This window comes from Bacillus sp. L381, assembly GCF_030284525.1.
GTDB lineage: Bacteria > Bacillota > Bacilli > Bacillales > Bacillaceae > Bacillus > Bacillus amyloliquefaciens.
The window spans coordinates 2,776,886-2,794,763 of the sequence record NZ_CP127224.1 but is presented as its reverse complement, the minus strand read 5'-3'; the positions used below and the strand labels follow the sequence as shown (position 1 = coordinate 2,794,763).

The 17,878-nt window shown below is 45.2% G+C and carries 19 protein-coding genes; 15 read left to right on the top strand and 4 right to left on the bottom strand.

The features are described from left to right. The first annotated feature begins 18 nt into the window (after positions 1-18). Entirely contained in the window at positions 19-1,917 is a 1,899-nt protein-coding gene (gene asnB, locus QRX25_RS14215; protein ID WP_013353267.1) for an asparagine synthase (glutamine-hydrolyzing), read from the top strand. Between the two features lie 197 nt (positions 1,918-2,114). After that, positions 2,115-3,518 (top strand): alanine permease AlaP, encoded by a 1,404-nt coding sequence (gene alaP, locus QRX25_RS14210; RefSeq protein ID WP_065982136.1) that lies wholly within the window; start codon positions 2,115-2,117, stop codon positions 3,516-3,518. Between the two features lie 175 nt (positions 3,519-3,693). On the opposite strand, the gene QRX25_RS14205 is transcribed toward alaP, so the two are convergent. Beyond that, positions 3,694-4,209 carry a gamma carbonic anhydrase gene (locus QRX25_RS14205; protein WP_115997848.1) on the bottom strand — a complete coding sequence of 172 codons (516 nt, stop codon included), beginning with the start codon at positions 4,207-4,209 and terminating at the stop codon, positions 3,694-3,696. 46 nt (positions 4,210-4,255) lie between these two features. On the opposite strand from QRX25_RS14205, the gene QRX25_RS14200 reads away from it, so the two are divergent. From QRX25_RS14200 to QRX25_RS14190, 3 genes are all read left to right on the top strand, one after another. Further along, the gene (locus QRX25_RS14200; protein ID WP_115997789.1) at positions 4,256-5,035 is read left to right on the top strand and encodes an alpha/beta hydrolase; all 780 of its coding nucleotides are present in this window, start codon (positions 4,256-4,258) and stop codon (positions 5,033-5,035) included. Positions 5,036-5,055: 20 nt separating this feature from the next. Next, positions 5,056-6,135, top strand: coding sequence for a tetraprenyl-beta-curcumene synthase (gene tbcS / locus QRX25_RS14195; protein ID WP_013353263.1), 1,080 nt, complete (start codon positions 5,056-5,058; stop codon positions 6,133-6,135). A gap of 112 nt (positions 6,136-6,247) precedes the next feature. After that, positions 6,248-7,054, top strand: a complete 807-nt coding sequence (locus tag QRX25_RS14190) for a glycerophosphodiester phosphodiesterase family protein (protein ID WP_115997788.1) — start codon at positions 6,248-6,250, stop codon at positions 7,052-7,054. A 22-nt stretch (positions 7,055-7,076) separates the two neighbouring features. Here the strand turns inward: QRX25_RS14190 and QRX25_RS14185 are convergent, their stop codons facing one another. The 3 genes from QRX25_RS14185 to mnmL form a co-directional block, all read right to left on the bottom strand. After that, positions 7,077-7,271 (bottom strand): hypothetical protein, encoded by a 195-nt coding sequence (locus tag QRX25_RS14185; protein WP_014470848.1) that lies wholly within the window; start codon positions 7,269-7,271, stop codon positions 7,077-7,079. 128 nt (positions 7,272-7,399) lie between these two features. Continuing rightward, positions 7,400-7,981, bottom strand: a complete 582-nt coding sequence (gene mnmM / locus QRX25_RS14180; RefSeq protein ID WP_212098811.1) for a tRNA 5-(aminomethyl)-2-thiouridylate-methyltransferase MnmM — start codon at positions 7,979-7,981, stop codon at positions 7,400-7,402. After that, positions 7,978-8,946, bottom strand: coding sequence for a tRNA modification radical SAM protein MnmL/YtqA (gene mnmL / locus QRX25_RS14175; RefSeq protein WP_212098809.1), 969 nt, complete (start codon positions 8,944-8,946; stop codon positions 7,978-7,980). The genes mnmM and mnmL overlap by 4 nt, the downstream gene beginning before the upstream one ends. A 237-nt stretch (positions 8,947-9,183) precedes the next feature. Between mnmL and QRX25_RS14170 the strand changes: the two genes are divergently transcribed. The 10 genes from QRX25_RS14170 to QRX25_RS14120 all read left to right on the top strand — a co-directional run bounded on the left by QRX25_RS14170 (position 9,184) and on the right by QRX25_RS14120 (position 17,831). Then, the gene (locus tag QRX25_RS14170; RefSeq protein ID WP_016938496.1) at positions 9,184-9,456 is read left to right on the top strand and encodes a YtzC family protein; all 273 of its coding nucleotides are present in this window, start codon (positions 9,184-9,186) and stop codon (positions 9,454-9,456) included. A 348-nt stretch (positions 9,457-9,804) separates the two neighbouring features. Further along, the gene (locus QRX25_RS14160; RefSeq protein ID WP_013353259.1) at positions 9,805-10,197 is read left to right on the top strand and encodes a GntR family transcriptional regulator; all 393 of its coding nucleotides are present in this window, start codon (positions 9,805-9,807) and stop codon (positions 10,195-10,197) included. Beyond that, on the top strand, positions 10,190-11,068 hold the full coding sequence (locus QRX25_RS14155; protein WP_013353258.1) for an ABC transporter ATP-binding protein: 879 nt from the start codon (positions 10,190-10,192) through the stop codon (positions 11,066-11,068). Before QRX25_RS14160 ends, QRX25_RS14155 begins: the two co-directional genes overlap by 8 nt. Then, positions 11,062-12,042 carry an ABC transporter permease subunit gene (locus QRX25_RS14150; RefSeq protein WP_212098806.1) on the top strand — a complete coding sequence of 327 codons (981 nt, stop codon included), beginning with the start codon at positions 11,062-11,064 and terminating at the stop codon, positions 12,040-12,042. Before QRX25_RS14155 ends, QRX25_RS14150 begins: the two co-directional genes overlap by 7 nt. Positions 12,043-12,057: 15 nt before the next feature. After that, positions 12,058-13,041, top strand: coding sequence for an ABC transporter permease (locus QRX25_RS14145; protein ID WP_212098803.1), 984 nt, complete (start codon positions 12,058-12,060; stop codon positions 13,039-13,041). Between the two features lie 36 nt (positions 13,042-13,077). Continuing rightward, positions 13,078-14,058, top strand: a complete 981-nt coding sequence (locus QRX25_RS14140; RefSeq protein WP_212098800.1) for an ABC transporter permease — start codon at positions 13,078-13,080, stop codon at positions 14,056-14,058. A gap of 15 nt (positions 14,059-14,073) precedes the next feature. Then, entirely contained in the window at positions 14,074-14,769 is a 696-nt protein-coding gene (locus QRX25_RS14135; protein ID WP_065982126.1) for an ABC transporter ATP-binding protein, read from the top strand. Next, positions 14,759-16,072, top strand: coding sequence for an ABC transporter permease (locus tag QRX25_RS14130; protein WP_212098797.1), 1,314 nt, complete (start codon positions 14,759-14,761; stop codon positions 16,070-16,072). The genes QRX25_RS14135 and QRX25_RS14130 overlap by 11 nt, the downstream gene beginning before the upstream one ends. 66 nt (positions 16,073-16,138) lie before the next feature. Next, positions 16,139-16,834: a response regulator transcription factor gene (locus QRX25_RS14125; protein WP_212098794.1), complete on the top strand. Its 696-nt coding sequence runs from the start codon at positions 16,139-16,141 to the stop codon at positions 16,832-16,834. After that, positions 16,827-17,831: a sensor histidine kinase gene (locus QRX25_RS14120; RefSeq protein WP_212098791.1), complete on the top strand. Its 1,005-nt coding sequence runs from the start codon at positions 16,827-16,829 to the stop codon at positions 17,829-17,831. The genes QRX25_RS14125 and QRX25_RS14120 overlap by 8 nt, the downstream gene beginning before the upstream one ends. Positions 17,832-17,878 lie beyond the last annotated feature (47 nt).

Genomic DNA, 17,878 nt, shown 5'->3' with positions numbered 1-17,878 from the left:
ACTTATGGAGGCTATACTATGTGTGGATTTGTCGGTGTTTTTAATAAGCATCCATTAACTCAAACCGCAGATCAAGAAGAGCTAATCAAACAAATGAACCAAATGATCGTTCACCGCGGTCCTGACAGCGATGGGTATTATCATGACGAGCACGTCGGTTTCGGCTTCAGACGGCTCAGTATTATTGACGTAGAAAACGGCGGACAGCCTTTATCATATGAAGACGAAAAATATTGGATCATTTTTAACGGCGAAATCTATAACTACATTGAATTGAGAGAAGAGCTTGAAGCGAAAGGCTACAAGTTCAATACAGATTCCGATACCGAGGTGCTCCTTGCGACATACCGCCATTATAAAGAAGAAGCCGCTTCAAAGCTTCGCGGAATGTTCGCGTTTTTAATCTGGAACAAAGCTGACCGCGTCATGTACGGCGCGAGAGACCCGTTCGGAATTAAACCGCTGTATTACACAACTATCGGGGACAAAGTGTATTTTGCATCTGAAAGAAAAAGTTTAATGGCCGCTCAAAACGGTATTGATCTTGATACAGCTTCTTTACAGCAATATATGTCTTTCCAATTCGTTCCTGAACCGAGCACGCTTGACGCTGAAGTGAAAAAAGTCGAGCCGGGCAGCCAGTTTACGATCCGCCCGGAAGGCGATATCGCGTTTAAAACGTATTTCAAAGCGAACTTTAAGCCCGTTCAGTCTGATGAAGATAAATTGGTGAAAGAAGTCAGAGACGCAATCTTTGACTCTGTCAAAGTCCACATGAGAAGTGACGTTCCCGTCGGCTCGTTCCTATCCGGCGGTATTGACTCTTCTTTTATCGTCTCAGTTGCGAAAGAATTTCACCCGAACCTTAAAACATTTTCTGTCGGCTTTGAGCAGCAGGGCTTCAGTGAAGTTGATGTAGCGAAGGAAACAGCTGCCGCGCTCGGGATTGAAAATATCAGCAAAGTCATTTCTCCTGAGGAGTATATGAACGAGCTTCCGAAAATCGTCTGGCACTTTGATGACCCGCTTGCAGATCCGGCGGCGATTCCTTTGTACTTTGTCGCGAAAGAAGCGAAAAAACATGTAACGGTCGCGTTATCCGGGGAAGGCGCGGACGAGCTGTTCGGCGGGTACAATATTTACCGCGAACCGCTGTCGCTTAAACCGTTTGAACGCATTCCGTCCGGACTGAAAAAAATGCTTCTTCATGTGGCATCCGTCATGCCTGAAGGAATGAGAGGGAAAAGCCTCTTAGTCCGCGGCTGCACACCGCTTGAGGAGCGCTATATCGGAAATGCGAAGATTTTTGAAGAGCCTGTGAAAAAACAGCTGCTTAAACATTACAATTCAGAGCTTTCATACCGTGATGTCACGAAGCCGTACTTTACGGAAAGCCGTTCATACAGTGACATTAATAAAATGCAGTATGTCGACATTCATACGTGGATGCGCGGCGACATTCTGTTAAAGGCTGACAAAATGACGATGGCCAACTCATTGGAGCTGCGCGTGCCGTTCCTTGATAAAGTCGTGTTTGACGTGGCCTCTAAAATTCCGGATGAACTGAAAACGAAAAACGGCACGACGAAATACCTCCTGCGTAAAGCCGCTGAAGGGGTAGTGCCTGATCATGTGCTTAACCGCAAAAAACTCGGCTTCCCTGTGCCGATCCGCCACTGGCTGAAAAATGAAATGAACGAATGGGTGCGCAACATCATCCATGAAAGTGAAACAGACGCTTATATTGAAAAGGATTATGTCCTTCAGCTTCTTGAAGATCATTGTGCCGACAGAGCGGATAACAGCCGCAAAATCTGGACCGTGCTGATCTTCATGATCTGGCACAGCATCAATGTCGAAAAAAGACTGGTGCCGGAAGAGCTGAATCATCAGCCGAAAGAAGTCATCTTCGTTTAATCCAAAAGGCTTTCGATGTTATCGAAAGCCTTTTTTCTTTTTTTTAAAACCTCCTATTCCGCTATGTTTTTCGTAAAGTATTACGCAATATTCAGAAAAATGTTATTATAGGACTAATCGGGCAGATTCCGGAGAGTGTTTTCTGGCTATTTCGTCTCGGTTTGTTTTTTCTGTCACAATCAGGGGGAGGGAGAGTTATGCAAAACAAAGGAAAAACGCTTCACCGCGGCTTGGAAGAGCGGCATATCTCGCTTATGTCTTTGGGAGCCGCGATAGGAGTCGGGCTGTTTCTCGGATCAGCTTCGGCCATAAAGCTTGCCGGGCCGGGGATTTTAGCCGCTTACGCCTGCAGCGGGCTGATTATGTTTTTTATTATGCGGGCATTAGGGGAAATGGCGATTCAAAAACCTGTGGCCGGCTCATTCAGCCGGTATGCCAGAGATTATCTCGGCCCGCTGGCGGGGTTTTTAACGGGCTGGAATTATTGGTTTTTATGGGTCGTTACCTGCATGGCGGAAATCACCGCGGTCGGCATTTATATGGGCTACTGGTTCCCTGACGTGCCGTCATGGATCTGGGCGCTTTGTGCACTCGTCATTATGACGGCTGTGAACTTTCTGGCGGTCAAAGCATACGGTGAGCTTGAATTCTGGTTTGCGCTCATTAAAGTTCTGGCGATTCTGTCAATGATTGCGATCGGCCTTGTGATGATCGTATTCGGTCTCGGAAACGGAGGCGTTGCGCTCGGAATCAGCAATTTATGGAGCCACGGCGGCTTTTTCCCGAATGGGATTAAAGGGGTGCTGCTGTCGCTGCAGATGGTCATGTTTGCATATCTCGGGATTGAGCTGATCGGTGTCACAGCCGGTGAGGTCAAAAATCCGGAAAAATCACTGGCGCGCGCCATTGATACTGTTTTTTGGCGAATTCTCATTTTTTACGTCGGAGCTTTGTTTGTCATTATGTCAATTTATCCGTGGCAGGAAATCGGTTCAGGCGGAAGCCCGTTTGTTTTGACATTTGAAAAAATCGGAATACCCGCAGCGGCCGGAATCATTAATTTTGTCGTTTTGACGGCGGCTCTTTCTTCCTGCAACAGCGGGATCTTCAGCACAGGACGCATGCTGTTTAATCTGGCCGAGCAAAATGAAGCCCCTAAAGCCTACGGCACGGTCACAAAAGGCGGGGTGCCGGGAAAAGCGGTAGTGGTTTCAGCGGGTGCGTTATGCATCGGCGTTCTGTTGAACTACGTGGTGCCGGCGAAAGTGTTTACATGGGTGACAAGCATTGCGACGTTCGGAGCGATTTGGACGTGGGCGATTATTTTGCTTTCTCAAATGAAATATCGTAAAAGCTTACAGCCGGAAGAACGAAAAAAACTGAAATATAAAATGCCTTTATATCCCTTTTCCTCTTATATCTCACTGGCATTTCTCGCTTTTGTCGTTGTACTGATGGCTTTTAATGCAGAGACCCGAGTGGCCGTCATCATCGGTCCTGCCTGGTTCGGCATATTATTAGCAGCCTATTACGGGAAAGGCTTCCATAAAAGAAAACACATAAATCTGGAAAATGGCCAGACATTTGCCGAAAAAGCGTAAAAAAAGAGCCCGCTGAAATGGGCTCTTTTTTCATAGGATCGGGTCAAAGGGGGAAGAATAAAACAAATTCCTGAACATTTTGCTTCTGTTTTCTGACAACCAGCAGAACGCAAATGGTTTTTGCTTAAATAATATTTTGAAAAATGGTACAGTAGTAAAACAAAGCTGATCTTTTTTATTTCTCTTGCAGTGCTTTATAGTATCGGCCTTTTTCAACATATTCCGTTCTGATTCTTTCCATGTCACGTACATCTTCTTCTGTCAGCCGGCGGATGACCTTTGCGGGGCGGCCGAACGCAAGAAAGCCGGGCGGAATGGTTTTGCCGGGAGGAACGAGACTTCCCGCGCCGATAAACGCGCCCTCTCCGATTTCTGCCCCGTCCAGAATGACGGAGCCCATACCGATTAAAGCATTCTTTCTGATGATTGCGCTGTGCAGTGTAACCTGATGGCCGATCGTGACGTCATCTTCAATAAGAAGCGGGCGTCCCGGACTTTGATGCAGACAGCTCAAGTCTTGAATGCTGACTCTTTTTCCGATTCTTGTCGGCGCCACATCCCCGCGGATGACGGCTGAGAACCAAATGCTTGATTGTTCTCCGATCACGACGTCGCCCGTAATGACGGCGTTATCCGCAATAAACGCTTCAGGATGTATGTCCGGCGTAAATTCTTTATAAGGGTAGATTATCATGTCTCATCCTTCTTTCTCTAAATTTATGTAAGAGGTGAACAGCATGTGGACTTGGAAAGCAGACAGGCCCGTCGGTACCATTGTCATAATCCACGGGGCAAGCGAATACCACGGGCGTTATAAATGGCTCGTTGAAATGTGGAGATCTTCCGGATATAACGTGGTGATGGGTGATTTGCCCGGTCAGGGAACATCCACCCGCGCCAGAGGGCATATTCGCTCTTTCCAAGAATACATTGATGAAGTAGATATATGGATTGATAAAGCGAGAACGCTTGAATCGCCCGTTTTCCTTTTGGGCCACAGCATGGGCGGACTGATTGCGATAGAATGGTTTAAGCAGCAGAGAAATCCCCGCATTACGGCACTCATTTTATCATCACCTTGTCTTGGGCTGCAAATAAAAGTCAATAAAGTGCTTGATTTTGCGTCTAAAGGACTGAATGTCCTCACCCCGTCCCTCAGAGTGGACTCCGGTTTATCACCTGATATGGCGACGAGGAATGCGGATATGATTGAAGCGGATCAAAACGATTCTTTATATGTCACGAAAGTATCTGTAAGATGGTACAGAGAGCTTTTAAAAACCATTGATGCCGCTATGGTGCCGACTGATGCGTTTTTAAAAGTGCCGCTTTTGCTTATGCAGGGCGGCGATGACAAAATCGTTGATAAAATGAAGGTCCGCAAATGGTTTTCCGGTGTGGCTTCCCATAATAAATCATACCGGGAATGGGAAGGGCTTTATCATGAAATTTTTAATGAACCGGAAAGAGAAGCTGTGTTTAAGGCGGCGAAAGCCTTTACAGATCAGTATATTTGAATTCGCTGGGGGTGCATTTGTTGACAGTACCGGAACATCCTTTTAACCTTATGGCAAAAGTGTATCGTGAAATTTTTCCGCTCGTACATCAGGAATTGAATATATGGCGGGAAAAATCAGATTCCATTAAAAATACCGAACTGCGGGAGCAGGCGGCCGCAAGTATCCGTGATAAATCGTTTCATTGTGAGGGCGGCGGCATTTTAGCCCTGCTGTCGGGAGAGCAAAAACAGAAATGCGTGCAATTTATCATAGCGTATCAGACGATCAGTGATTATCTGGACAATCTGTGCGACCGCAGCACATCGCTTGATCCGGAAGATTTCCGCATGCTTCATCTTTCCATGCGTGACGCGCTGACAGTCGGTGCCGAGGTGCAGCCGTACTATCAGTACAGAGAGGAGCAGGATGACGGCGGTTATCTTCATGAGCTGGTCAGAACATGCCAGCGGGTGCTTGGGTCAATAGAACACTACGGCATCATTAAACCTTATTTGCTTGAGCTGTGCGATTATTATTGCGATCTTCAGGTGCATAAGCATGTCGTTGAGCATGAACGCGTTCCGAGGCTTAAAAGCTGGTTTGAGCAGTACCGGTCACAGCTTCCGGAAATGGAGTGGTTTGAATTCTCGGCTTGCGCAGGATCGACGTTAGGCATTTTCTGTCTCGTCGCTTACTCATTCCAGCCTGATTTCAACGAACATACCGCTGAGAAAATCCGCAGCAGTTATTTTCCGTACATACAAGGGCTGCACATTCTGCTCGATTACCTAATAGACCAGGAAGAGGATCTGCTTGAAGGCGATCTGAATTTCTGTACGTATTATCAATCTCATGAAGAAATGATGCAGAGACTGAAGCATTTTATTGAAAAAGCGGATGAACATTTGCACGGCATTCCGCATGAAAATTTTCACCGGCTGATTAACCGGGGGCTGCTCGGCGTCTATTTATCCGATGACAAAGTCGCCAGCCAAAAAGAAATGGGCCGCCTCGCGCGAAAGCTGATCAGGGCAAGCGGAAAAACATCATTTTTCTTTTATATCAACGGCAGAGCCTACCGTAAATTTCAGAAGATGGCTTGGACGAAAAGTTCGTAATGGGTGAAAAGTGAACTGCGCCTTTCGTGTATATCATGAAGGCGCAGTTTTTTATTCATGAGGTGTAGGATGAAACATTGTTTGTCCTGTCAGAATATGATACTCTAATTTTATGAAAAAATTAAAGTATTTAGTCATCATAGGATTACTTTCCATTTCCGGCGGCTGCTCCGTCATACATGCTTCCGCCGGCTATCATCCCATATTGATAGCGCATAGAGGCTCTTCTGCGATTGAGCCGGAACATACATCTTTATCTTATGCACGTGCCATTAAAGACAAAACAGACTATATTGAAATAGACTTAAGGGAGACAAAGGACGGCCATCTGATTGCAATTCATGATAAGACCGTAGACCGGACAACTGATGGTAAAGGAATGACAGAGGATCTATCTTTGGCTCAGATCAAGAAACTGGACGCGGGAAAAGGAGAAAAGATTTTAACTTTAGAAGAAATCATACAGAAATTCGGACAAACTGCCAATTACTATATTGAGACAAGAGAAAGCGACGGAAGTTTAGTTATGGAAAAGAAGCTGATTGACATACTACAAAAACATAAACTGATTTCCAGCCATAAAGCAGTCATTGAATCTTTTAGCGAGAAGAGCTTAAAGAAAGTCCGATCTATGAATAAAAACGTTCCTCTTGTTCAATTATTAAAAGATAAAGAGGCTGAGAAGATAAATGATAAGCAGCTGCAAGCCATCAGAACATATGCTGATACAGTCGGGCTTAATGCAAAATTAACAAATGAGACCGTTGTAAAGCGTATCCATCATAATAAGATGAAGGTGCATGTATTTTTTGATAAGAAAGATGAGCGGACTTTAACGCCGATTATGCTGAAACAAAAAGTAGATGGTGTATTTACAAACAATCCCGCTTCTACACGCAGCGTGCTGCAAAAACAGTAAATGAAAAAGAGACATGCGCAATTTACGCTGTCTCTTTTTTTAATGGTTTCTTTTTTTCCGCAAAGTGCATTACAAATTTGCCGACCAGCCCGATGACGAAAAATGCAGCAAACCACCAATAATAGGTTTTCGCGAACTCAAATCCTAAATGTCTTGATAAAATGATGATGAACATCACGTAGGGAACACTTGAAAAAATGATGCGAAGAATATTCAAACTGCTGCTCCTCTCAGGTGTTTCATTGGAAAAATGAACTTTTTCCCATTATTTCATGGTAATTGACTTTTTTGAAAAAGTAAACACGTTCACAAAAAGAATCGGCCCGTTTATGACAGGCCGATTCTTTATTTACCAGGAGATTTCTTTTCAATCGCTATAATAAACGGCGGGTCGTTTCGCTGGTTGAGAAAGCCGTAGCTCAGCACCCGCGCCTTTTCCTGATCAAGGTTTTCACAATATTCCAGAAGCGCATTCTTTTCCGTCTTGCCTTCAGGATGCCCGTGGTAGACCACGAGAACGATCAGCCCGTTCTCTTTCAGCAGTTCAAGGAGCTGTTCGATTGCAGAAATGGTCGAGTGCCCGTTTGTCGTAATGCTTTTATTGCCGCCGGGCAGATAGCCGAGATTAAACACGGCACAAGCCACACGCCCGTGTGCGTCCTCGGGCAGAGATGCCTTTATTTGATCATGGCTCTTATGGTGCAGCGTGACGCGCGGGCCGAGGGCGGCACCGAGACGCTCCTTCGTTTTGGTGAGTGCGTCCGCCTGAATATCAAAGGCATGGACATGTCCTGTCTCACCGACAAGGCCGGCCAGAAAATATGTATCATGCCCGTTGCCCATTGTCGCGTCAACCGTGATATCTCCTTCTTGTGCGGCGGACTTCAGCAATTCTTTACTGAAAGGGAGGATGTGCATCAAAGTCATAGGGCAGACTCCTCCCCGATTTTTCTGAAGAGCTTTCCTTGATAGCTTCCCCGTGTTTCCAGCTCTTTTTGAATGGCGCCCAGTACTTCCCACTTATTGACGCTCCACATCGGCCCGACCATTAATTCGATCGGCCCGTCCCCCGTAATGCGGTGAACGATCATTTCCGGGGGAATGATTTCGAGCTGATCACATACAAGCTGGACATATTCTTCCTGCGAAAGGAATTCAAGCTTTCCTTTTTCATATTGCTTCACCATCGGTGTGCCTTTTAATAAGTGAAGCAGGTGAATCTTAATGCCTTGAACATCCAAATCAGCGACGGCTTTGGCCGTCTCCATCATCATGTCCCTGTTTTCGAGCGGAAGCCCGTTAATGATATGGGAACAAACGCGGATGCCGTGTTTTCTCAGTTTATTGACGCCCTCAACATAGCAGTCAAAATCATGGGCGCGGTTGATCAGAAGGGCGGTCCGCTCATGTACGGTCTGCAGCCCGAGCTCAACCCACAAATATGTCCGTTCATTCAGTTCGGCCAAATACTCCACGACATCATCCGGCAGGCAGTCCGGACGGGTCGCGATAGACATGCCGACAACGCCGTCAAGCTTGAGTACGGATTCAAATTTCTCACGCAGCTCCTCCACCGGCGCATGTGTATTCGTGAACGCTTGGAAATATGCGATATATTTGCCGTCTTTCCACTTTTCGTGCATGCGGTTTTTGATATCGTGAAATTGCGTGATTAAGTCATCGGCCCGGTTGCCGGCAAAATCGCCTGATCCCGCCGCACTGCAGAATGTGCATCCGCCGTGTGCAACTGTGCCGTCCCGATTCGGGCAGTCAAAACCGCCGTCAAGCGCGACTTTAAACACTTTATGCCCGAAATGCTCCCGCAGATGATAATTTAATGTATGGTACCGTTTTTCCGTATTTGAATAAGGAAAAGGGTTATTCTCGTTCAATGTTCAAAAAGCCTCCCTCACATCAGATGCATCCTAAAATTGTAGCATGAATGATGGGGGTTCACAATGTGAAAACAGATGCGGCTTTCTTTTGTTTATTATAACTGCGGGCAGGATTCTCATTCCTTTTCCTGACCCACGGAAAATTTGGTTCCCTTTCCTGCAATCTTCGGGTGTTAATCATTTTTCGTCCGCTCAAACTAAGGTTGATTTCCCATTCACTGAGGAGGGGTTTCGTTGGCAACAAGACAATCAGTAGATGAACATCTCCAAAGAAGCGAACAGGCGTATGAATTTGCGAATGAGCAATTTATAACCGCTTCCAAACAAGAGCATTATAATGATAATGAGTACAGTGAAGCGCAAATGATGCTTGAAAACGCGGTGAATGAATTAAACAAGCTGTCATTATCTGCGAATGATCAGCAAAGAGAGCAGCTTTACCGAATGAGATTGCAGCTCCAGACCCTGCAAAACAATATGATTTTGCAGCGTAATTTCGATTACTGACCCCACCGTTTTAGATGGTGCAAAAGACCTGCCGGAATCCCGGCGGGTTTTTTTGTATTTCTTTTTAAAAAAGAATTGACAATAGGGCGAAGTGTGTTTATTGTATTACGTGTACTACTTGATGTAATACACCACAAACACTCAAAAAATGAAATCGAAATATAAATGTTGAGCATAGGAAAGGAGAGCCTTCATGAAAAACAAAAGATCCGTAAAACAAGATGTGCCTCTTATTATCGCCGCCTCGGTTTTGGCCAGCAGTCTGTTTGTCATTCTTGTCGTCATCGGTTTTCAGTGGCAGAACATTTAAAGAAATAGAGCAGCTCGTAAAAGAAAGAAGGGAAGTAAATGATTCAAATCGATCCGAGAAGCTCAACCCCGATTTATGAGCAGATCATACAGCAATTGAAAGAGCTTTGTTTAAAAGGGATCATGAAGCCGGGGGATAAACTTCCTTCTGTCAGGGAATTGGCAACGATCATTATCGCCAATCCGAATACAGTCAGCAAAGCGTACAAGGAGCTTGAACGCGATGGCGTCATTGAAACGTTGAGGGGAAGAGGAACGTATATATCGGAGAATGCAAAAAAGACATTGGTTGAAGGGAAGATGACGATGATAAAAGAGCAATTGAAACAGCTCATCATCGATGCCCATTACGCGGGAGTTGAGCTGGAGAAGCTGCAGGAATGGATAAAGGAAATCAGCGCTGATGTGAAAGGAGGCAGGGATCATGATTGAATTGCGCAATCTGTCAAAAACGATTGACGGTAAAGAAGTGCTCAAGGATATTTCACTCACCATCGGAAAAGGAGAAATTTTCGGGCTGCTCGGCCGAAACGGATCAGGGAAAACAACGCTGCTCCGGCTCATTCAGCAGATTCTGCTGCCGGATCAAGGGACGGTTTTATTTAATCAGGTGGAGATAAAGCGGCACCCAAAAGTAAAACAGAATATCATTTATATGCCTGTTGAAAATCCTTTTTATGACAAATATACATATAAACAGCTTGTTGCTATTGTAAGCAGAATCTATCCGAATTTTGATGTGACTTACGCTAATGAGCTGATGAACAGGTACAGCATTCCGGAAACGAAGAAATACCGGGAATTATCCACAGGGCTGAAGAAACAGCTGGCGCTCGTCCTTGCCTTTGCTTCACGTCCGGCATTGATTCTTTTGGATGAACCGACGGACGGAATTGACGCCGTAACGCGTCATGACGTGCTTCAGCTTATGGTGGATGAAGTGGCTGAACGGGAAACGAGCATTCTGATTACTTCACATCGTTTAGAAGATATTGAGCGCATGTGCAACCGGATCGGATTTTTGGAAGGAAATCAGCTGACGAATGTGATGGATTTGGATGATATGAAAGAAGATTACATGAAAATCCAAATGGCGTTTGATGAGGATGTCAACTTGATGATCAGAGAACAAAACATACCGATCCTCGACCATGCCGGTGTGTTTTATACAGTGCTGATTCCGAAGAACGATGAGAAGAAAAAGAAATTTCTGCAAGAGCTGCGCCCAAAAGTGTGGAATGAGCTTCCTGTAAACTTAGAAGAAGTCTTCATCGCGAAGTTTGGAGGGAACCGGAGATGGTAGACAGGGGATTGCTGTACAGGGAATGGATGCAGAATCGTACTGTTCTCGTTATGGTCGGCCTTTTTTTAGCGGCGGTCAATCCGTTTGAAGTGTTAAATACCTATCTGGTCTACCAAGGCTGTCTGGATACCCCGGGAGCATATTGTAAGTTTTATGTGAATTCTTTTGAGAGCAGAATGCTGAACTTGAACTGGGCGCCCGCTGTGATTTTGGCGGTTTGTTTATTCGGACTGGAGCGCACAAAAGGAACGATTGATACGCTTTTCAGTCTGCCTTATTCCCGCGCTCAGGTGTTTCACACTAAATTTTGGCTCGGAGCGTCGGTCATTGCCGGCTTTCAGGTCATCGGCTACGGGCTGGCTGAGCTGTTGATCCTTCTGTTAAAGCCTGAGCGCGTATATTTCTTCCACCATTACAGCGTCGGAGAGATCATTGTGAGTGTTTTGGCTTTTACATTGGTCGTAAGCGCAGGCTGCTTAACGGGCAATACGTTCGCCCAGCTGTTAACGGCGTTTGCTGTATCGATAGCGCCTTACCTGATTATTACGTTGCCGTTGACAAATGCGGAAGTCATCTTCGGGGTCGGCATGCATGAGCTGATGCCGCCAGTCAATGCTTACCTAAACAATTCTTTTCAATATCTGAATCCGATTACGTACATTGATACGAATTGGGTATCTGCCAGCAAGTATATATTAATCATCCCGGCAGTAATGAGCGTTATATTTTATGCCATCGGGTACTTATGCTATGTCAGACAGCCCGTAGAACGTAACGGCCGTTTTTTCCTCTGGAGACAGCTTGACCGGCCCATTCAGATTGTCGTAATCATAATCGCCGTTCTCGGTTTTGGCCTGGCGGGGTACTCGACGGGACAGACGATGACAGGGTATGCGGTCGGGATGCTGGTCGGAGGAGCGGTCGGATTTTTGGTCAGTTATTTTGCGATTTATAAAAAAACGAAGCATGTGTAAGAAAGGAGGACCGGAATGATACCGCGGGGGCTATTGTACACTGAATTGAAGAAAAATCAGTGGTTGTTTTTATTGAGCAGTATTTTTTTAATAGCGGCAAATCCTTTTATGGTTTATAACAATTACGTAACATATCAAGGATGTTTGAATCATCCAGCTCCGCAAGATTGTGAGTTCGTCGTCAGTTATACGAATGGGTCGCTTCTTTCCTTCAGCTGGGTTGTGAGTGTCATCATTGCCGTCTTCTTATTAGGCTTGGAGCGGACAAAGGGAACGATGGATGCCCTGTTAAGCATGCCTTACAGCAGAAGCCAAATCTTTCAGACCAAATTCTGGCTTGGCGGGGCAGTCATAGTTGTTCCCCAGGCGATAGGCTACGGAGCGGCGTCATTGCTGATTTCTCTGCTGAAACCGAGCCATACGTACGATTTTGATCATTTTTCAATCGGAATGATTGTCATCAGTTTTATGGCTTACGCTCTGTTAATGGCATCCGGAGCATTGACGGGCCATATATTCGCTCAGCTGTTAACGGCGTTTACCGTAACGATTCTGCCCTTTTTACTCATCGGTCTGCCGGCCGCGAATTTGGAGGTTGTTTTCGATTTTAGTATTGGTAATGAATTCTCTTTCATCAGCAGCTATATCGAATCTCGTCTTTTTATATTTGTAACACCTATTGGATATGTGTTTAACGACTGGATCAGAGAGAGACATTTGGTCTTAATCATTCCGGCAGTCATGAGCCTCGTCTTTTATCTGATCGGTTACGTCAGCTTTCTGAAACATCCGAATGAACGGAACGGCAGATTCTTTCTTTGGAAAAAATTGGACCGCCCGGTGCAGATATTGGTAATCGCGTTTGCGGTTATGGGTTTTGGAGTTTTCGGATATGGGGTCACGGACACAATGTTCGGATATTTAGCCGGCATTATTATCGGCGCCGTTATCGGATTTTTGATCAGTTATTTTACGGTTTACAGGACAAAGCATATGTAGGTCTGTATGAACATGTTTAGTTTGGGGGAAGGCAAGGTGCCGATTAACGGTTTGCTTTATAAAGAATGGAAACAGCGGCAGACGCTGCTGCTCCTTACCGCGGGGTTCTTACTTATCATAGGCCCTTTGGCAATTATAAATGAGTATTTTCATTATAAGGATTGTTTGAGTGGACTTCATCAATATCCGGGTTCAGTTTGTACATTCAGCATTGATTACAGCAATCGGAATGTAGTTGGGCTGCATTTCATTCCTCCGGTTATTATGGGGCTTTTTCTGACAAGAGCAGGACGGGCTGAAAAAATGTATACATTAAGTCTTCCGTATTCGAGAAGCCGGATATTCCATACTAAGTTTTTACTGGGAGCAGCCGTGTTAGCCGGTTCCCAGCTTGTCTCTTACGGGGTGTCTGACATATTGTTTCTTATGCTTAAACCTGACGCTGTACATCATTTTCACTCATTCAGCGCAGGGATGCTGGTCATCAGCTTGATGATTTATGCATTAGTGACAGCTGCCGGCACAATAACTGGCAATTTAGCAGCACAGCTCATCACAACGTTCACGATCTCCGTCTTTCCAATCGTGATTTTCACCATTTATCTATTAAACGCTGAGTTCCTTTTTGGCAAGCAGGCTGTGCAGGATATTGATTTCCCTTGGAGCGGGTTTCTGATCTATTTCATGCCGGCCGCTTATATCCATACGTCATGGATTCATTACATGAAACATGCATTGCTTATATGTGCATTAATGGGTTTTTGTTTCTATCTTTTCGGCTATGTGAATTTCCTGAAAATGCCGAGTGAACGAAGCGGACATTTTATCTTGAGCAAACATACAGAACGCATCTTCCAAGTGCTCGTCATGGTGATCAGTATGTTGGGAAGTGCGGGTGTATGCGGATATGCTTATAACGGTTCATATTCTGGCTACATATTCGGCATGCTTATCGGTGCGGTTATCGGGTTTTTCATCAGTTATTACTTCATCTATAAAAAAACGAAACAAATATAAAGGGGAGTGGTTTACGTGATAGATGTACAGCATATCGATCATTCATTTAAAATCGGCAGGAAAGGCAGAGAGAGTGCGGTTCCGGTGCTGAAGGATGTCTCTTTGACCGTTGAAAAAGGGGAAATCGCCTGTATCGTCGGGCGGAGCGGTTCCGGAAAATCAACGCTTTTGAATTTAATTTCCGGCTACATAGCACCGACGAAGGGCCGTATCGTCATTAACGGCACTGATGTGACGGGCTTTAGTGAAAAAGAGTGGGCGGAGTTCCGCCTTGGGCATTTCGGTTTTATTTTTCAAAGTTTTCAGCTCATTCCGAGTCTGACAACCTATGAAAATGTTGAAATGCCGCTTGCCCTAAAAGGCGTAAAACCTTCTGAACGCAAGCAGAAAGTCGCGGATATGCTGAAACGGGTCGGTCTTGAAAATCATGCGAATCATTATCCGAATGAGCTGTCAGGCGGCCAGCAGCAGCGTGTCAGTATCGCAAGGGCGCTGATTTTAAATCCGTCTATTATTTTAGCCGATGAGCCGACGGGAAGCCTGGATTCAGAAACGGAGCTTGAAGTGCTTGCATTAATTCAGCAGCTGAACCGGGAGCGCGGAATTACATTTGTCATCATTACGCATGACGATGAAGTGGCTTCCATTGCTCATTCAAAATTCCAGCTGCATGACGGTGTATTAAAAGGGGGCGTTACAGTTGAGATTTAAGGATCAGGTTCACTTTATCAGAAGAAATATGAAGAAAAACCGGCTGCGTGTTTTCATGACGGTGCTGGCGACGACAATGGCGTGCGCGTTTTTAGTCGTCTTGTCCTCCGTCGGATTCGGCATCCAAAAAACGATTACAGACATTACCATGAGCCAGCAGATTGTTACGGAAATCAATGTGCTCGGCCAGGAAAACGGAAAAGCCGTAAAGAAATCAGACTTGGAAAAGTATAAGAATGTCAAGTCTGTCGTTGAAAGAACACAAGTGTATGAACCGAATAAAGCGTCATTGGGAAACAGAACAAATGAAGATTCAGCCATTGTGCTGACAAACATGAAAGACGAAGTCAAAGCCAATATGGAGCTTGATCGGGGAAGAGTCGCCAAATCAGAAAATGAAATTGTGGTCGGCTATAATTTCGCGAAGAACCTATGGACGAAAAAAGAGGCTGATGAATACAACAAGGAATTAAAGGATCATCAAGATAACCCGGGAGACGTCAAAAAGCCAGAAGGATATACGAAAGACCTGCTGAATAAAACCATCCAGCTGAGCATTTCTAAAACGAACAATGATACCGGAAAAACGGAAGGAACCAAAACGTACGACTTTAAAGTAGTCGGAATAACAAAAAAACCGTCCCAAGATTGGATGGAGGACACGAATATTTTTATCAGTGATCAATTCAAAAAGGACTTTTCGAAATTCTTAGATCTGAAAGGCGGAAATGCTGAAAAAAGCATAAAAGTCTACGCCGACAAATTTGACAATGTTGAACAGTTAACGAATGATTTGAGTGATGACGGTTATAAAGTCATGTCCGTTACAACCGAGCTGCAGGGCGTCAACACATTTTTCCTCGTCTTTAAAATCGGCCTGATCTTTGTCGGCTTTATCGCCGTCTTGATTTCTGCCATCGGTATTTTCAACACGATGACAATGGCGGTTACAGAAAGAACGCAGGAAATCGGGATTATGAAAGCGATCGGCGCAAGCCCGTCCATCATCCGCAGAATGTTTCTGATGGAAAGCGCCTATATCGGGATTTTAGGATCTGTGATCGGGATTATTATTTCCTACGGAGTGAGTTTTGCCGTTAATCTGGCTGTGCCGGTTATTTTGAAAGCGGTAGGGGGAAAGACCGGAGCTGAAGATCTTCATTATACCTTCTCCTATATCCCGCTCAGTCTCGTTGTGATCGCAGTTGTCATTTGTGCGGGAGTCGCGGTGATCTCGGGTATGAATCCGGCCCGGAAAGCGACAAAAACCAACGTTCTGACCGCGTTAAGAAGAGAATTGTAAAGAGAAAGGACCGGCTGAACACAACAGCCGGTTTTTCCTCTATCAACAGAAAAAGGGTGTATACAAATGTTTCATATTTTGTTAATAGAAGATGATAACACTTTGTTTCACGAGTTGAAAGAGAGATTAACGGGCTGGTCATTTGCGGTGCACGGGATAAAGGATTTCAGCCGGGTCACCCGGGAGTTTACCGAAATCAAGCCCGATTTGGTGATGATTGATGTGCAGCTGCCGAAATTTGACGGCTTTCATTGGTGCAGAATGATACGCTCCCAATCAAACGTGCCGATTCTGTTTTTGTCCTCGCGAGATCATCCCGCAGATATGGTCATGTCGATGCAGCTCGGAGCAGATGATTTCATTCAGAAGCCTTTTCATTTTGACGTCTTGATTGCTAAAATACAAGCCGTGTTTCGGCGGGTGTATCAATACAATGCAGAACCGGCGCTCATCAAAAGATGGTGCGGGGCTGCCATTGATGCTGAAACAAACATGGTCAGCCATGAAAACGGTTCAGTTGAGCTGACCAAAAATGAAATGCTGATTTTAAAACTGCTGGCCGAGCAGAAAAATAAAATCGTCAGCCGCGAAGAACTCATCAGAAGCCTGTGGAATGATGAGCGTTTCGTCAGTGATAACACGCTGACGGTGAATGTCAACCGGCTGCGGAAAAAACTTGATCAATTAGGCATCGGGAAGATGATTGAAACCAAAGTGGGGCAGGGGTACATCGCGAAGGAAGAAGACGGTCTTTATGATTAAATCATTTCTGCTTGAAAGAAAAAGCTGGATCGCGATGTTTCTTTTTCAGCAGGCCGTGCTCCTTTTTGCGGCATATATTGATCCATCCATTCCGTTTTTATCGGTGCTGTATTTCGTTTACCTATCGCTTCTTCTGTTTCTTGTGTTTCTCTTGTTCCGCTATCGCAAAGAGACCGCTTTTTATAAAAGCTTAAAAGAATGGGACGCCAATTTAGACATTTCCTATCTGAAAGAGCCTGACAGTCCGTTTGAATCCATCATTGAACAAAGCATCGAAGGGCAGACAGAGCAATTGAGAAAAAGCTCACTTCATCTCCAGACGGCCTCAGAGCATGAGAAAGATGAGCTGATGTCATGGATTCACGAAGTCAAAACACCGCTGACAGCGATGAACCTTATGATCGAACGCTTGGATGAACAGCCGCTGAAAGCTCCTTTGCAGTATGAATGGCTGCGGATTCACCATCTTCTTGACCAGCAGCTTCATCAGAAACGATTGACCTTTATTGAAAATGATTTATCATTTCAGCACGTTCAGCTCCGTCCTCTCGTTTTCAACGAAATTAAAAATCTGCAATCATGGTGTATACAGAAAGGAATCGGGTTTGACATTCAGCTTGAGGCACCAGACGTTCTCAGTGACGGGAAATGGCTGTCCTTTATCATCAGACAGCTGTTAAGCAACGCCGTCAAATACAGTGAAGCGGATGATATTACTGTAAAAAGCTATGAACAAAACGGCCGGGTGCATGTGGATATCGAAGACCGCGGCATCGGCATCAAGCCTAAAGATCTTCCGCGCATTTTTGAAAAGGGGTTTACTTCAACGCGAATGAGCCGTGATCACGCGTCAACCGGGATGGGCCTGTATTTGGCTCAAAAAGCCGCGGCCCCGCTTCTCATCCGCATCAGTGTGCGATCAGAGCCGAAACGGGGCACGGTTTTTACATTGGTGTTTCCGAAGCAGAACGATGCCGTCAGCACGTTCAGCGTGTGACAAAAGTGTCACATGCTTTTCTCTTTTGTTCGCTTAATCAAACGAAA

Excerpts from the sequence above, each read along its gene's own strand:
- QRX25_RS14125 (WP_212098794.1), top strand. The coding sequence starts at position 16,139 with ATGTTTCATATTTTGTTAATAGAAGATGATAACACTTTGTTTCACGAG.
- QRX25_RS14145 (WP_212098803.1), top strand. The coding sequence starts at position 12,058 with ATGATACCGCGGGGGCTATTGTACACTGAATTGAAGAAAAATCAGTGG.
- QRX25_RS14150 (WP_212098806.1), top strand. The coding sequence starts at position 11,062 with ATGGTAGACAGGGGATTGCTGTACAGGGAATGGATGCAGAATCGTACT.
- QRX25_RS14120 (WP_212098791.1), top strand. The coding sequence starts at position 16,827 with ATGATTAAATCATTTCTGCTTGAAAGAAAAAGCTGGATCGCGATGTTT.
- mnmM (WP_212098811.1), bottom strand. The coding sequence starts at position 7,981 with ATGACTTTGATGCACATCCTCCCTTTCAGTAAAGAATTGCTGAAGTCC.
- asnB (WP_013353267.1), top strand. The coding sequence starts at position 19 with ATGTGTGGATTTGTCGGTGTTTTTAATAAGCATCCATTAACTCAAACC.
- QRX25_RS14190 (WP_115997788.1), top strand. The coding sequence starts at position 6,248 with ATGAAAAAATTAAAGTATTTAGTCATCATAGGATTACTTTCCATTTCC.
- QRX25_RS14200 (WP_115997789.1), top strand. The coding sequence starts at position 4,256 with ATGTGGACTTGGAAAGCAGACAGGCCCGTCGGTACCATTGTCATAATC.
- alaP (WP_065982136.1), top strand. The coding sequence starts at position 2,115 with ATGCAAAACAAAGGAAAAACGCTTCACCGCGGCTTGGAAGAGCGGCAT.
- QRX25_RS14155 (WP_013353258.1), top strand. The coding sequence starts at position 10,190 with ATGATTGAATTGCGCAATCTGTCAAAAACGATTGACGGTAAAGAAGTG.
- QRX25_RS14160 (WP_013353259.1), top strand. The coding sequence starts at position 9,805 with ATGATTCAAATCGATCCGAGAAGCTCAACCCCGATTTATGAGCAGATC.